We start from the raw sequence: 12628 nt of genomic DNA, 5'->3' as shown, positions 1-12628 counted from the left end.
GACAAGGGGCTTAAGCCCCTTGTTCGCCGGAGTGTCATTAAGTTGAGGTGTACCTCATACATTAGGGAAACGCTATATAGGCATGACTATGACATCTCAGTGGGACCGGCTACTGGAAAACGCAGGGACGTGGGTCGGCTCCTTCACCCAACTGTCATCTTTGGGGGCGGTCATTGCCGATACCCCCAGCGTGGTCGCCCTGATTCCCCAAGACGACGGCAAGGCCATGCGGCAGGAGATCCACAAGCAGCCGCCAGGGCAACCCCCGACGGAGCGAGTGCTGGAATATGCGTCCTTGAACCGGAGCATCCTGTTCTTTGAGGGGGGAGCCTTTTCCCAGGGATCGATCCAGTGGGGACCGTTTTCGGAATTTGGGGCTGAACTGGGTCTGATTGCCGAGCCCCATCGCCTGCGGTTGGTCCAGCTTTTTAATCGGGATCGTCAGCTTCAGATCACCCTGATTCGAGAGCATCGCCAGGGCACGGACCCATCTCAACGCCCACCCCTGACGGTGGCGCAACTGGTGGGAACTTGGCGGGGGGAGGCGGTGACCCTCTATGCCGATCTCTCCCCCTGCGATCGCACTGCGACGGAACTCACGCTTGTGCAGGAGGGCCAGCACCTGCATCAAACCCTGCACTTTGGGGATGGGCCGCCCTTCACCTCTACAGGCACGATTGAGGGCGATCGCATTGTCTTTACTGGCGGTCCCCAGACCCTTCAGGTGTTACTCCTCCCCGATGGGGCCTCCGCCACCTGCCCCATTGCCATCGAGCCGCGCCAGCCCCTATTTCTAGAGGTGGGATGGTTGATTACCCCCCATCTCCGGCAGCGGATGATCCGCCGTTACAACGCCCAAGGAGCCTGGGTCAGTCTCACCCTGGTGACGGAGCAAAAAGTGGCTGTCGATGGTGGCTAGACACTGGCGTACCGCCGCCTCTTCGGTGGGCTGAATCGTGCCCAGGTAGGCACAGCGATCGCGGATGGATTGCTGGAGTTCTAGGATTTCCTGCTCTAAGGCCCGAATGCGGCTGTCACGATCGGGTTGATGCGGTTGGGCTCGGAGGGCCTGGATCTCAACTGCGATCGCGGCCCGCTCTGTTTCCTCTAGACGCTGGGCCACCTGTCGCTGCACCGCCACCCCCCCCGCCTTGACCACACAGTAGATTTCCAACAGCCGCTGATAGTCCGGCGGCAGCGTCCCAGCGGTAACGGTAGCCAGCAGCACCGGGATGCGATCGGGGGTGATTAGAGCTGGACCAGAGGGAAGTTGCATGGGGAAATAGCGTCTATAGACCTGTCTATCATCTAAGAATATTCCATAGAAATAGGTGGTCGATGATCGCTAGGTTGAGCAATGGTGAGGTGTTACTGACGACGAGCATAGTGGAGGTCTTCTGTGAGTTCGGTTTCGGAGTAATGCCGGAGAATGGTGCGATCGTCTAAAAGCTGACTGAATTGCCCGTGATCCAAATTGGTTGACTCGCGGGCTTGACCAAAGGACAGGCGTTCTTGGGCATAGAGGGCAAGGGCCAGTTCTTTGAGTAGCTTGGCTTCGATTCGGCTCTCAGGCAGTCGAATGGACTGCACGTTGCCCAACCTCTAATCCGCCAATCTGGGTACTTCGGCGGGTGGCGAGAGACCTGCGATCGCGAACCAATCCGGGGTCTGCCAGTGATGGTGCCAATCATGGCGGCTACCGTCGCGCCACACCTGGGGCAAGCCGTTCTGGAGATGCTGGTGTAGGGCGATTTCATGGCCCTGGGAGTCGCGATAGGTGAGCCGTGTCCCGATCAGGCTGAGGGCGGCGCGATCTACCACGGCGGTTTGAAAGGCGGCAAAACTGCCGTGGCTTTGCGGTTCCCCCACCTCCAGGGCAAACCCATCGGCCAAGGGATGAATTGCCAGCCAGGTGTTACCGACCGCGAGGAATGTGATCCCCTGCCGCTCAACCCGTTCCCCTGGGGGCAGATTTAGGGTGGGGGCGGCTTGCCCCTGCCAGAGCACAAGGTTGCGAAATTGTGCGATCGCGTGGGGGCCATCGGTAGTCACCGTCACCGTCGCCACACCTGCATCGGTGGCCATGGCCAGATGGAAGCCTTCCCAATCGCCCCCTGTGCCCCGTGCTAAGGTGCCCAACTGAAAGGTGTGGCCGAAGTACAGGGTTTCCCAAAAGGCGGGGCCATACTGGTCGGGGAGCCAGTTTTCGTAGTGGGGATGGGTGCGGCGAATTTCGGCGGGGCGGGGAAATCGGCGCTGGGCCAGGGCTACGATCGCCGCTGGCGGGCGGTAGTCACTAGTGAGGGCATGGATCCAGTCTTTTTCTACCTGGGCAGGGGGAGGACCGTCGCCAAAGTAGAGCCAAAAGAAGGCGGCGGCCCCTTCGCCCCCGGCCCGCTTGCTGGGACCTGTCCAGGTGCCGCGCCAATATTTCAGGGCGGCGTTGCGAAATAGCCAGTCCAGAGCGGTGTTGGCCAGGGCCTTGACCTCGGGATCTTGGGCAAAGTCGTACAGGTTGAGGTAGGCGGCGGTGGTGTGGCCGTGGTAGATGGGGCTGTCCCACTCCCCCATGCCGATGTCCAGCAGGGTGGTGACGTAGCGCTCTAGGTGGGCTTTGTAGATTAAACGGGTGGCTTCATTACCCGTTGTTTCGGCCATCAGATAGACGGAGGTTTCCCGCATGGCCCGCAGGTTGTCGGTGTTGCGACAATCGATGCGGGTGGTGCAGTCGTCGCGGGAGTTTTCCCAGAATTTGCGGGGTTCTTCAGCTTCGGTCGCTAGGGGATCGGTGCGGGTGAGTAGATCCATGGCAGCGTACATGCGATCGCGATAGGCCGGATCCAACGCCTCCCCAAAGGCAAAATATTTCCGCATTTGCCCCTTGAGGACAAAGCTGGAATACAGATCGATTTCCAGGGTGTCGGTGGCCTCGGGGTCGGGCTGCTGGAGAAAGGCGATCGCCTGTTCAGCGTCGGGGGTGTCGGCCCACACATCCGCCAGGGCCAGGGGGTAGGAATTTTTTTCGTACTCGTAGGCGATGCTGCCATAGTTGACGGGCTGGGTCAGCAGGTACAGCGCCCACAGCGATCGCAACGCCGAGGCGATGCCCACAAATGATTCCACCATCACCTTGTCACCTGCCCCAGTCGTTTTCCCCATCCTAGGAAAATCCTTAAGGGGTGACAAGGGAGGTCAAAGGCACACGGCTCAGGGCTTTGAGACAATAGAAGGGACAGAAAGTAGGGAACCTTTTTGCGCGATCTCATTCCTCAGCTTTGCAGGGGGGTGGGGACGATCGCCCCTGCTGGGTGCGGCGATACAATTAGGAGACAGTGCCATTGAAGGCAATATGAATCTTTCCGCCTCTCAGGAAGTTTGGTAGGTTGGGTGGAACGCAGTGGAACCCAACACCCACAGCCCCCTACTCAAAACCAATTTTGTCATCCAGCGCGATCGCTTCTGTTGCCCCCCAATCTACCGAATAAGCCCCATCTGCAACATAGCGGTGAAAACTCGAATAAGGCCAATCCCTTGGCTTGTCTACAAGACCATGCTTCACCGGATTGTAGTGAATGTAATCCACATGCTGGCTAAAGTCGGCCTCATTACGAATTTGGTGCTCCCAAAATCGGCGCTGCCAGATGGCTTGTTCGCCTTTACGTGAGCGCGAGCTGGATGGTTGTGGTTTGTAGATATCGGGGCACCGCAGGCTAAATCGGGCTTTGATGCGTTGCCACCGAGTCGAGAAATCGGCATCGTCTTGAGGCAGCGTCCAAATGCTATGGATGTGATCGCAACACTCCGGACAGTTTTTCGGGGTAGGTTGGAGAAAAGCTATCCACCGCATAGAGTGCAGGTGTACGAAAAACACGGTGCACCGATGGATAGCCTCAACCGCATCTTAGCCGGTCTGCTGACGACAGCAGGCCATTTAGCAAACCGCAGCGCCAGTTTCTGATGACGCTGATGACCACGATTTTTGTGGTTTGTGGCAAAGTCAACTACACCAACCTGAGTCGATACAGCGACCGCTGTGAACGAACCTACCGGCGACATTTTGAGGCTGGACTGGGCCTAGAAAGCTTGAACCAAGCCTTAATTGAGCAGGTGATTGCAGACACCAGCACTCAGATTGCAGTGGTGGACTGCACCTTTACTGAGAAAAGTGGTCGTCACACCTACGGACTGGACTGGTTCTACAACGGCAAAACGCAGCGGGCCGAACGGGGGTTGGAATGGTCAGTGGTGGCGGTGGTTGATCTGGGGCAGAAGACCGGCTATGCCCTATCGGCGCAACAAACCGCAGCGGGGCTAGGGGCACAAGAACCTGCCACGGCTGACGAGACAACACCCCCCAAGAGCCGAGTTGATTGTTACTTAGGACATCTGGCCTATTGCACCGCCTTCTTTCCAGCGGGGATTCGCTACGTGGTAGCGGATGGCTTCTACAGCAAGTACAAATGGGTCACGGGAGTGGTGCAGTTGGGTTTCCAGTCCATTGGGCGGCTACGCAGCGATGCCAACCTCAAATTTCTCTATGATGGCCCCCAGAAGCGGCGGGGTAACCGCCGTCGCTATGGCGACAAGGTGAATCTGGCCGACCCCAGTCGCTTCACGTTCGTCGAGACCCTAGAAAATGGGGTCTCTCTCTACACGGCTGTCGTCTGGTCGGTCTCTCTCAAGCGCCGCATCCGCTTAGCCTATCTGCTGAAAGAGCAGGACGGACGGCAGAGTTATGTCGTCCTCTTCTCCACCGACATTGACATTGACCCCATCCATCTCTATCGCTGCTACGCTGCTCGGTTTCAAATTGAATTCATCTTCCGCGATGCCCGTCAATTCACAGGACTAGCGGACTGCCAGGCCCGGTCTCCCGAGGCGCTCGACTCCCATGTCAATGCCAGCTTGATGGCCCTCAATTTGGCCAAAGCAGCACTGCAATCTACTCAATCGGGAGCTGAATCCGCTGAACCTGTCAGCTTCTCCATGGCCTCTTTCAAACGGCAAGCCCTCAATCAACATCTTCTCGACCTATTTACGGCCATGTTCGACCTGGAGCCAACTTTGATTAAATCCCACCCCAACTACCAGAGCCTCCTAAATTACGGGGCTATAGCCGCCTAAGCTGGAGCTATAGCCGCCTAAATCTGTCCGAAGTGTTGGATCGGGAAGGACAACGATGGCATCAATGGTGAAGGGGAATTCTGTCTTGATGGTGTGAAAGGCGTGGCGAAGTAGGGCCACGGTTTCATGGTTTTGGAATAGGGGTTGCCGCTGGTAGGTGACGACGGTGAAAAAGTAGGTGGCCCCTGGGGTTTTGGCGCGGCGATAGTGCATGGGGTGAGGGGGAGTTTGTGCACTTAGGATGGGTTGGTGGGTGGGTAAACTATCGGCGATGTTGGGTTCCGCTAGCGCTCTACCCAACCTACAGCATCAAGACTAAAAATTTAGGTTCTCGTAGGTTGGATGAAACGGAGTGAAACCCAACAGCAGCAAGCTTTTTTGGGTTTTACCATCACATCACTTAAACTACAAATTTAGGCTTGTCGGACTACTACGCCGATGCAATATTTTGAATTCAGCACAGTTTATCTATGTCGCATGATCAAGAGACCATCGCGCTTCTCAGATTTGCAGGGGTTTGGGGTGCTACAACCCGGTGAAGTATGTGTTGGTGAGGTGCCCTCATGGATGGGAGTTTTCGGCGGTTTGTGGGGGCGGGAATGTATGGGGAAGATTGGGCCTGTAGGGAGGCAGATTTTGTAGGGAAGGGGTTGGATGTGGTGGGCAGTGCTCACTCTACTTGCTGAACACATTCCAAAAAAAATCGACTATTTATTTTGGGTAATCCAACTTATATTTCCATGTATCAAGAGCTATTTCCAGGAAGAATTCCATATATTCTAACCTGCCTTTTGTCGGGTTTGAATATTGTTTTAGGCTGCAATACTTATCAATATATGGCTCTAGATTCCTGAAATTAACTTCTTCTTTCAACTCCTTTTTTAGGAAATGCCAAAGATATTCTTGCCCACTCCAGGAGTTTGAGACTTTGCGTGTTCTCCCTACCCCTTGTTGATGTAAACGATACGATAAATAGTCATGATTATCATAATTCTGATTCAGACAAATCCCTGGAAGCATTACTCTGGTTACTCTACTCCTAACATCAAATGAATACAGCGCGATCGGCAGCCACAATCCGAAATCGAGCATGTCTCTTGAGGTTTCAACTATCTTTTTCTTTCTGAATCTGATCTGGGCACAAGGTTTTGTTTTGCCTTTTCCATACAAGAAATCTCCAGAAGACAATTGAATTTCTTTTATTCTATTATCAAATTTTATGATTTTCTCTCTCGCTGCTAACAACAAATAAGAATCAATGTATTCGCAACGAGATAGTCCGGTATTAAAAGAGCGAGGTATGCTTGGTACTTCAATAATATTTTCTTTGCCTTGAGAGATGAGAAAAGGTACTTCTGCTCTACAAGAAACTCCTGAATCTACATCTTGAGCATCAAAGTAAAGCTCTAGTTCTCCACTCAGTTTGAACTCAATAAAACTTAAGTTGAGCTTGCTGTATTGTTTGTCTGTGAAATTGTCTTTGTGAAAGTTTGGAGAGATGACAATCAAATCAATCGGCTGTTGATAGTCAATCTTGTCGCTATAGGGTTTTTGGACTAGTAATTCGTTATAGTATCGAGTAATTTGTTGGACAACGTATCTGTCCTCAGAGTTTTTTAACTCTATAATTGCAATCGAACCCGTTTCTGAAACAGCAAGAATGTCACAATAGTTGCCGCTCACATGATGCTGTCTTCTAATAGGTGTAAGTCGAAATAGTCTTTTAATGTTATTCCAGATGAAATCTTCCAATGCAGATTCATCTGCAAACTCAAACTTATCTGATTTTATTCTATTAACCCGATAGTAAATTTCCTGCATTCTGTATCTCAATCAGCTTCTTAGCTGATAGGCCAATGATGTAGGTTGGGTAAAATGAAATTGCCGTGCAGACAATTTTGGAGGGCCAGATCAAAGCCCAGGCGAAAACCTTGGCAGATCTGGGGCAAGACCAGTTTCTGGAGCAGGCGTGGCAGTGGAAGTCGGTTTGAAACAGGTGTTGCGACCTTACGTAATCATACTTTCTACCCAGGCTGTTTCGTTAGGGAAAAGGTGAGTTTTGAGAGATTGGTGGTAATCAATCACCAGGTCAAATCGGGCGCGGGTATAAACCTCATTCAAGCGAGGCTGCCCCGCCTCATCGAATAACCTGAACCTCAACACCGAGATCGGCCTTAGCCCATACTTTATCTGTGGTTACCACCAAGCACTTGTAGTTCTGCTTACCACGCCTAGTAGTACCGTTCTTAGAGATGTCGTGAGACCCACATGTTGGGCAGGTCATCTCGATTTTCATGTGTCCTACTCCCTGAGAATCTAGGAATATGACGGCGATGCCTTATTTTTCTTTATCCTTTACTAAAATGAACTACCCCCCTTTTATCGCAGTCTAGCCCCCACAATTGCCACAGGGGGAGTCCTACCTGTTTACCCAACCAGTCGTGGAGGGCAACATCCACCGCCGCCCGTGCAGCGGAGTTGAGGGGGCGCAAGTGGGGCTCCAGCCGCTGGCGATCGAGGGGATGCAGGGATGCCAACTGCGGAATGAGGCGGGTGAGGTCGGCTGCGATCGCGGCAGTGGTTTGGGTCTGGGTGCCAATAGAAAAGGGCGTCGCCTCCCCCCAGCCCTCAATGCCATCCTGACGAATCCGCACCCAAAGATTTGTAGACTGCGAAGCTGTACCCCGGCTAATGGTTAGGGGCACGCGCTTATGGACCGTAATTGGGGTAACCGTAACCTCCATGGGCAATCTCATCCAGACAAAACGCTAGTTGACAAGGGCTAATTAGTGGATGTGGATTTTATGGATGTGGGCCGCGATCGCACCGGGTTGAGTCAACCACACCCGCTCGGGCTGTGCTGCCGCAATACTAGCAATGTGCGTCAGCGCCCGCCTCAGATGTCGCAACCGAAAAGGCTGCCCCACAATGTAAGGGTGTAGTGCAATTCCGTACACCAGAGGCTGCTGACGAGACTGCTCCAGCATTTCGTCGAAGGTATCCACAATCATCTCGGCGAACTCTGCGGCACTGGCCTTGCGGGCCAAAATCGCGGGGATGTCGTTAATCTCTTGGGGGTAAGGCACCGAGAGAATGCGCCCTTGGCGAGTCTTAAACCAGATGGGTTGATCGTCGTGACACCAGTCGAGCAGATAGGTATAGCCCGCCTCCTGTAGCAGGTCAGGGGTGACAGTGCTCTGGGCAATCCAGGGGCCAAGCCAGCCCTGGGGCGGTTGTCCCTCGTGGTGGGCCAGGATTTGAGTGGTTTCAGCAATCAGGGCGGCTTCCTCCGCTTCGGTCAGTATGCTCTGGCGCTCAGAGTTGGTGCGGCCATGGGCAACAATTTCATGGGTGCGATGGCCCGAGGCCCGTCGAGGACCATCGCGAAAAGCCGCCACTACCTCCGGGCAGTAATCGTAAATGGTCGAGTTCACCAGCAGCGCCACCGGCAGCTCTAACTGGTTGAACAACTCCAGCAGTCGCCAGACCCCGACTCGGTTGCCGTAGTCGCGCCAAGCGTAGTTGAGCACATCGGGCGGTGGACCCCCTGGAGCTAGCTCTGCCCCTAGCCCTGAGCCAAAGGTAAAATGTTCCAGATTGAGGGCGATATAGACGGCTAACCGTTGACCCTCGGGCCAACTGTAGTCGGGCCGCTGGGTAATGGCCGAATAGCTGTAGCGTCCGTGGTGGTTGAGCTGCAAGGCTTAGGTTCCCAAATCTACCTAGGGGCACGACTGGCAAGGGTAGCAGACTAAGGGGCGTTACTGAATCCAGATTTTGCTGTCTTTGATGTCAATGTGCAGCACTGATTCCAGCCTAAAACAACCCTTAAGTAGGTCGGCCAAGTAGGTCGGCGTATAAAGTTCAATGACAAATGTGACTTTCAAAACATCCTCTTACGGAGTTACGACAAGATTGCTGCATCAAGGTTACAGAATGTAACGATAGCTGGCCCGAAATATCGTACCGGAGGCTTGTATTCATTGCCCAATGGTCAAACCGTAGTTAAACAGAGCCAGAAGTGCTTGATATTACAAAATGGATAGGCCAGGATAGAAACGAAAATTGTGAAATTTACTCTATGTCTGTGTATCGTGATAGCTCATCTCCTGCGGGAGATTACGGAGGTATCAGCATCTATAGCGAGTATTTAGTCCGTTAGCTGGCTTGAGTGGATTGTTTCACCTGTAAACCCCTGACTTTTGGAGGAAAACCCATGCATCTGCGTCGAAATTCGATGATGTTAGCGATCGCCCTTACCCTCGGTCTATCCGCAGGGGGCGCAGATGCGGCGCTTTCCCCCGGCATCTCTCGGTTCCAGTTGGGCGGGACGGGGGCTACCCTAGAATTGGCTCTGCGTCTGAATTTAGGTTCACGACCCTCTCGCTACCGGGTTGGTGGGTTTCGCCGTAGCGGGTCTTGCCTTGCTGAAGGGCAGGAACTCGTGCCCTTGGTGCCTCCCCTGGCCAGGGAGCAGGCGGATGACATTGACCCCGTTGATTTGACTGTTTCCTCCAGTCCCACCCTATGGGTTCACGTACCCGATCTCAACGGTGCGAAGACCGCCCAATTCACCCTGCAAGACGAATTGGGGACTCATGAACTGGTGAGTGCGGAGTTTGAGCTGTCGGGACAGTCAGGTGTTGTGGGGATTAAGACTTCTAGCTTAGGCAGTGAAGAGCTACAAGTCGGGGAGATCTACTACTGGCAGATGGCGGTGGAGTGTAATGTGAATACCGCTGACGGTAATCCCGTCGTAAGTGGCTGGATTTCTCGTACCACTCTGGCTGGGGTGCCTGTGACAGGAACGCCCTCTCAGCAAGCTACCTTCTATGCGGAAAACGGAATCTGGCAGGATGCAGTCTCGACTCTGGCTACTGCCCGCTACCAGGATCCGGCGAATGGGACGGTGAGTGCCGATTGGCGATCGCTGATGGAGTCTGCTGGATTAGTGGAATTTTCGGGAGCCCCCGTGGTGCAAGTCGTCGAGTAGCTCGGCGCGGCTCTCTAGGCTGGATATTGCTGAATTCCACCAGGGCTCCTATGGGAGCCCTGTGCCGTTTTTAGCTCAACCGGATAAATTCAAGCGGGATGAATTCTGCGGATTGTGCCGCGATCGCAGTGAAACGATAGTTAACACTTTCCCAAAATTTTGGAACGTCTATCTCTCCAGATTCGTCCGAATTTCCAGTAAGTGCGTCCCCATTGCCCCCACTAAAACGCCCCCCAAGAGGAAAATATCATGGCTTTACTATCCCCAACCTCCCCCTGGAACTCTGGCCCATGGGTTACCGGGGCCAGCCTACTATTGGGTCTGGGTTTGCTTTCCCCCACCGGAGTCTGGGCAGCGAATGGTTTTACCCCAGCCCTAGAGAACACCCCCGCTACCCTTGAACTAGCCCAGGTTCGCCTGCGTGTTGGGGCACGACCTGTGCGCTATCGGTTGGGAGCCTTTCGCCGAGGAGCTGCTTGCCTGGGAGAGGGAGCCGAACTACTGCCCTTGACCCCAGCAGTGACCGATGGAGAAGCCGCAGAGGAAGGACTGTCCCTGGAAGCAAGCTTGCCAGTGGATGATACGACGCGCAGTCACCCCGCCTTCTTTATCTACGTGCCACCCCTAGAGGAGCCCACCACTGCCCAGTTCACCCTGCAAACAGACCCACTGGATCCGTCAGCGGTAGAGGAATTGGTCAGCGTCCGCTTCCCCATTACCCACGAGGGGGGAATCGTTGGCATTTACCTGCCGGACACCATTGCCGGACTAGAGGTAGACCACCACTACTACTGGCAAATGATGGTGGAATGCAATACGGAGCAGTTGACGGAAAATCCGGTGGTGAGTGGCTGGGTGCATCGCGTTGCCCCGACAGCAACGCCCACCGCTACTGCATCCATAGCCGCCCGAGTCACCTTCTATGCTGAGAATGGTCTCTGGGCCGATGCCCTCACCCTCTTGGCCACCGAGCGCTACGAGAACCCCAGCGATCGCGACCTGACTCGCCTCTGGCAAGATCTAATGATGGCGGCGGGCTTGGAAGCGATCGCCCCTGAGCCCTTGGCCCAGCGGGTCAACCTAACCCGCGCTGCGATCACCCAATCCACACCCTAGAAAAGTCTCGACTGAGCCCCTATCTAGAAATCTTTCCACTTCCTCACCAGACCCTATCCCAATTTCTGTTTTGGATAGGGTCTTACTGCTGTCGTTAGTGCTAACGAGGCGTGAAGATAATGGAAAAATGGATGCCTGAATCCTGCAAAGAATTACCATCCCGCTCCACCGGAGAGAGGGACATTCCCCAATCCAGGCAGGCGCGCAGATAGTCTCCCTGGGACCAGATAAAGCCCAAGCCCACACTGCCTAGGGTGTCTATTTCTAAGGGATCCGCATCCCCTAAAAGCTAGCCTCCCCCCACATCCGACGGTAATCCCGTCGTAAGCGACTGGATTTCCCGTGCAGATCTGTCTGGAGTGTCGCCCACAGGAAACCCCTCTCAGCAGGCCGCCTTCTACGCAGACAATGAGATTTGGCAGGATGCGGTCTCAACCCTAGCAATTGTCCGTTTCAGCTTTTAGGCCATACCTTTTTTCTGGCCTGTAGATATGCCACCCATAGAGGATCCGATTATGGCTTTCTCATCCCCTTCCTTTTCCTGGTCGTCTGGACGCTGGGTGGCTGGTGCCAGCAGCCTCGTCCTGGGGCTGGGGCTAGTCACCCCCCCTGAAGCCTGGGCCGCCCGTACCCTCACCCTGGCCCTGGAGACCGCCCCCGCCAAGCTACAGCTCACTCAGGTGCGCCTGCGGGTAGGCGTACGGCCTGTGCGTTACCGGGTGAGCCAGTTTCTTGTGGGGGGCACCTGTTTGAGAGAGGCGGAGTTGCTGCCGGTGACCCCAGAGGTAACTGATGATGAGGCGACGGAGGCTGGGCTGATCTTGGATGTGGATTATTTGGCGGGGGTGGATAGTACCGCCCAGAGCCATCCTGCCTTCTTTATCTATGTGCCGCCTCTCGCGGCACCCACCACCGCCCAGTTCTCCCTCCAAACCGATCCCTCCGATGTGTCGGCGGCGGCGGAGCTAGTCTGGGGCCGCTTCCCCATTACCCATCAAGGCGGGATCGTAGGAATTTACCTGCCGGAGACGATCGCGGGGTTAGAGGTGAACCACCACTACTACTGGCAGATGATGGTGGAGTGCGATAGGGGTCCTGGGGGGCCCAACCCTGTGGCTGGCGGCTGGGTCTATCGGGTGGAATCCACCCTGGCGGGGTCTAACTCTGAGACGGCTTCAGTCACGACTCGTGTGACTCGCTATGTGGAAGCTGGACTCTGGCAGGACGCTTTAACTCTCTTGGCCACCGAGCGCTACAAGAACCCCAGCGATCGCGACCTCACCCGTCTCTGGCAAGATCTAATGGTGGCGGCGGGATTGGAAGCGATCGCCCCTGAGCCCTTGGCCCAGCGCGTTAACCTAACCCACACTGCGATCACCCAACCCACACCCTAGA

At 54.8% G+C, this 12628-nt stretch carries 12 protein-coding genes and 1 pseudogene; 6 read left to right on the top strand and 7 right to left on the bottom strand.

Translation table 11 applies throughout. The features are described from left to right. Positions 1-82 precede the first annotated feature (82 nt). The gene (locus LEP6406_RS0214765; RefSeq protein ID WP_263971180.1) at positions 83-919 is read left to right on the top strand and encodes a DUF3598 family protein; all 837 of its coding nucleotides are present in this window, start codon (positions 83-85) and stop codon (positions 917-919) included. 449 nt (positions 920-1368) lie between these two features. Here the strand turns inward: LEP6406_RS0214765 and LEP6406_RS0214755 are convergent, their stop codons facing one another. The 3 genes from LEP6406_RS0214755 to LEP6406_RS28285 form a co-directional block, all read right to left on the bottom strand. Continuing rightward, positions 1369-1590 (bottom strand): UPF0175 family protein, encoded by a 222-nt coding sequence (locus tag LEP6406_RS0214755; protein ID WP_008316274.1) that lies wholly within the window; start codon positions 1588-1590, stop codon positions 1369-1371. A gap of 12 nt (positions 1591-1602) precedes the next feature. Then, positions 1603-3159 carry a glycoside hydrolase family 88 protein gene (locus LEP6406_RS33605; RefSeq protein ID WP_051463709.1) on the bottom strand — a complete coding sequence of 519 codons (1557 nt, stop codon included), beginning with the start codon at positions 3157-3159 and terminating at the stop codon, positions 1603-1605. Between the two features lie 262 nt (positions 3160-3421). Further along, positions 3422-3847 carry an REP-associated tyrosine transposase gene (locus LEP6406_RS28285; RefSeq protein ID WP_051463707.1) on the bottom strand — a complete coding sequence of 142 codons (426 nt, stop codon included), beginning with the start codon at positions 3845-3847 and terminating at the stop codon, positions 3422-3424. A 119-nt stretch (positions 3848-3966) separates the two neighbouring features. Between LEP6406_RS28285 and LEP6406_RS30390 the strand changes: the two genes are divergently transcribed. After that, positions 3967-5124 (top strand): transposase, encoded by a 1158-nt coding sequence (locus tag LEP6406_RS30390; protein ID WP_027269148.1) that lies wholly within the window; start codon positions 3967-3969, stop codon positions 5122-5124. Here the strand turns inward: LEP6406_RS30390 and LEP6406_RS30385 are convergent. From LEP6406_RS30385 to LEP6406_RS28265, 4 genes are all read right to left on the bottom strand, one after another. Then, entirely contained in the window at positions 5098-5424 is a 327-nt protein-coding gene (locus tag LEP6406_RS30385) for a hypothetical protein (protein WP_051463704.1), read from the bottom strand. The two genes, LEP6406_RS30390 and LEP6406_RS30385, sit on opposite strands and share 27 nt — an antisense overlap. A gap of 411 nt (positions 5425-5835) precedes the next feature. Next, on the bottom strand, positions 5836-6945 hold the full coding sequence (locus LEP6406_RS28270) for an endonuclease NucS domain-containing protein (RefSeq protein ID WP_008315640.1): 1110 nt from the start codon (positions 6943-6945) through the stop codon (positions 5836-5838). A 527-nt stretch (positions 6946-7472) separates the two neighbouring features. Further along, positions 7473-7868, bottom strand: coding sequence for an enolase-like domain-containing protein (locus LEP6406_RS0214715; RefSeq protein WP_027269147.1), 396 nt, complete (start codon positions 7866-7868; stop codon positions 7473-7475). A 42-nt stretch (positions 7869-7910) separates the two neighbouring features. After that, the gene (locus LEP6406_RS28265; RefSeq protein ID WP_008317327.1) at positions 7911-8825 is read right to left on the bottom strand and encodes a polysaccharide deacetylase family protein; all 915 of its coding nucleotides are present in this window, start codon (positions 8823-8825) and stop codon (positions 7911-7913) included. 515 nt (positions 8826-9340) lie between these two features. On the opposite strand from LEP6406_RS28265, the gene LEP6406_RS0214705 reads away from it, so the two are divergent. The 4 genes and pseudogenes from LEP6406_RS0214705 (at position 9341) to LEP6406_RS30375 (ending at position 12627) form a co-directional block, all read left to right on the top strand. Further along, positions 9341-10117, top strand: coding sequence for a DUF928 domain-containing protein (locus LEP6406_RS0214705; RefSeq protein WP_008317326.1), 777 nt, complete (start codon positions 9341-9343; stop codon positions 10115-10117). A 249-nt stretch (positions 10118-10366) separates the two neighbouring features. Continuing rightward, positions 10367-11233, top strand: coding sequence for a DUF928 domain-containing protein (locus LEP6406_RS30380; protein WP_008317325.1), 867 nt, complete (start codon positions 10367-10369; stop codon positions 11231-11233). A 317-nt stretch (positions 11234-11550) separates the two neighbouring features. Beyond that, positions 11551-11697: pseudogene (locus LEP6406_RS35680) on the top strand (DUF928 domain-containing protein); the annotation flags it as partial. 51 nt (positions 11698-11748) lie between these two features. After that, positions 11749-12627, top strand: coding sequence for a DUF928 domain-containing protein (locus LEP6406_RS30375; protein ID WP_008317324.1), 879 nt, complete (start codon positions 11749-11751; stop codon positions 12625-12627). The last annotated feature ends 1 nt before the right edge of the window (position 12628 follow it).

Origin of the sequence: Leptolyngbya sp. PCC 6406, from assembly GCF_000332095.2 — a bacterium.
In the GTDB taxonomy this organism is placed as follows: domain Bacteria; phylum Cyanobacteriota; class Cyanobacteriia; order Phormidesmidales; family Phormidesmidaceae; genus PCC-6406.
Note: the sequence above shows the minus strand (reverse complement) of the source record. Positions and strands in the feature narration are given on the sequence as shown.

Coding starts and splice junctions, on each gene's coding strand:
- LEP6406_RS0214705 (WP_008317326.1), top strand. CDS start 9,341: ATGCATCTGCGTCGAAATTCGATGATGTTAGCGATCGCCCTTACCCTC.
- LEP6406_RS30375 (WP_008317324.1), top strand. CDS start 11,749: ATGGCTTTCTCATCCCCTTCCTTTTCCTGGTCGTCTGGACGCTGGGTG.
- LEP6406_RS28285 (WP_051463707.1), bottom strand. CDS start 3,847: ATGCGGTGGATAGCTTTTCTCCAACCTACCCCGAAAAACTGTCCGGAG.
- LEP6406_RS0214715 (WP_027269147.1), bottom strand. CDS start 7,868: ATGGAGGTTACGGTTACCCCAATTACGGTCCATAAGCGCGTGCCCCTA.
- LEP6406_RS30380 (WP_008317325.1), top strand. CDS start 10,367: ATGGCTTTACTATCCCCAACCTCCCCCTGGAACTCTGGCCCATGGGTT.
- LEP6406_RS28270 (WP_008315640.1), bottom strand. CDS start 6,945: ATGCAGGAAATTTACTATCGGGTTAATAGAATAAAATCAGATAAGTTT.
- LEP6406_RS33605 (WP_051463709.1), bottom strand. CDS start 3,159: ATGGGGAAAACGACTGGGGCAGGTGACAAGGTGATGGTGGAATCATTT.
- LEP6406_RS0214765 (WP_263971180.1), top strand. CDS start 83: ATGACTATGACATCTCAGTGGGACCGGCTACTGGAAAACGCAGGGACG.
- LEP6406_RS30390 (WP_027269148.1), top strand. CDS start 3,967: ATGACCACGATTTTTGTGGTTTGTGGCAAAGTCAACTACACCAACCTG.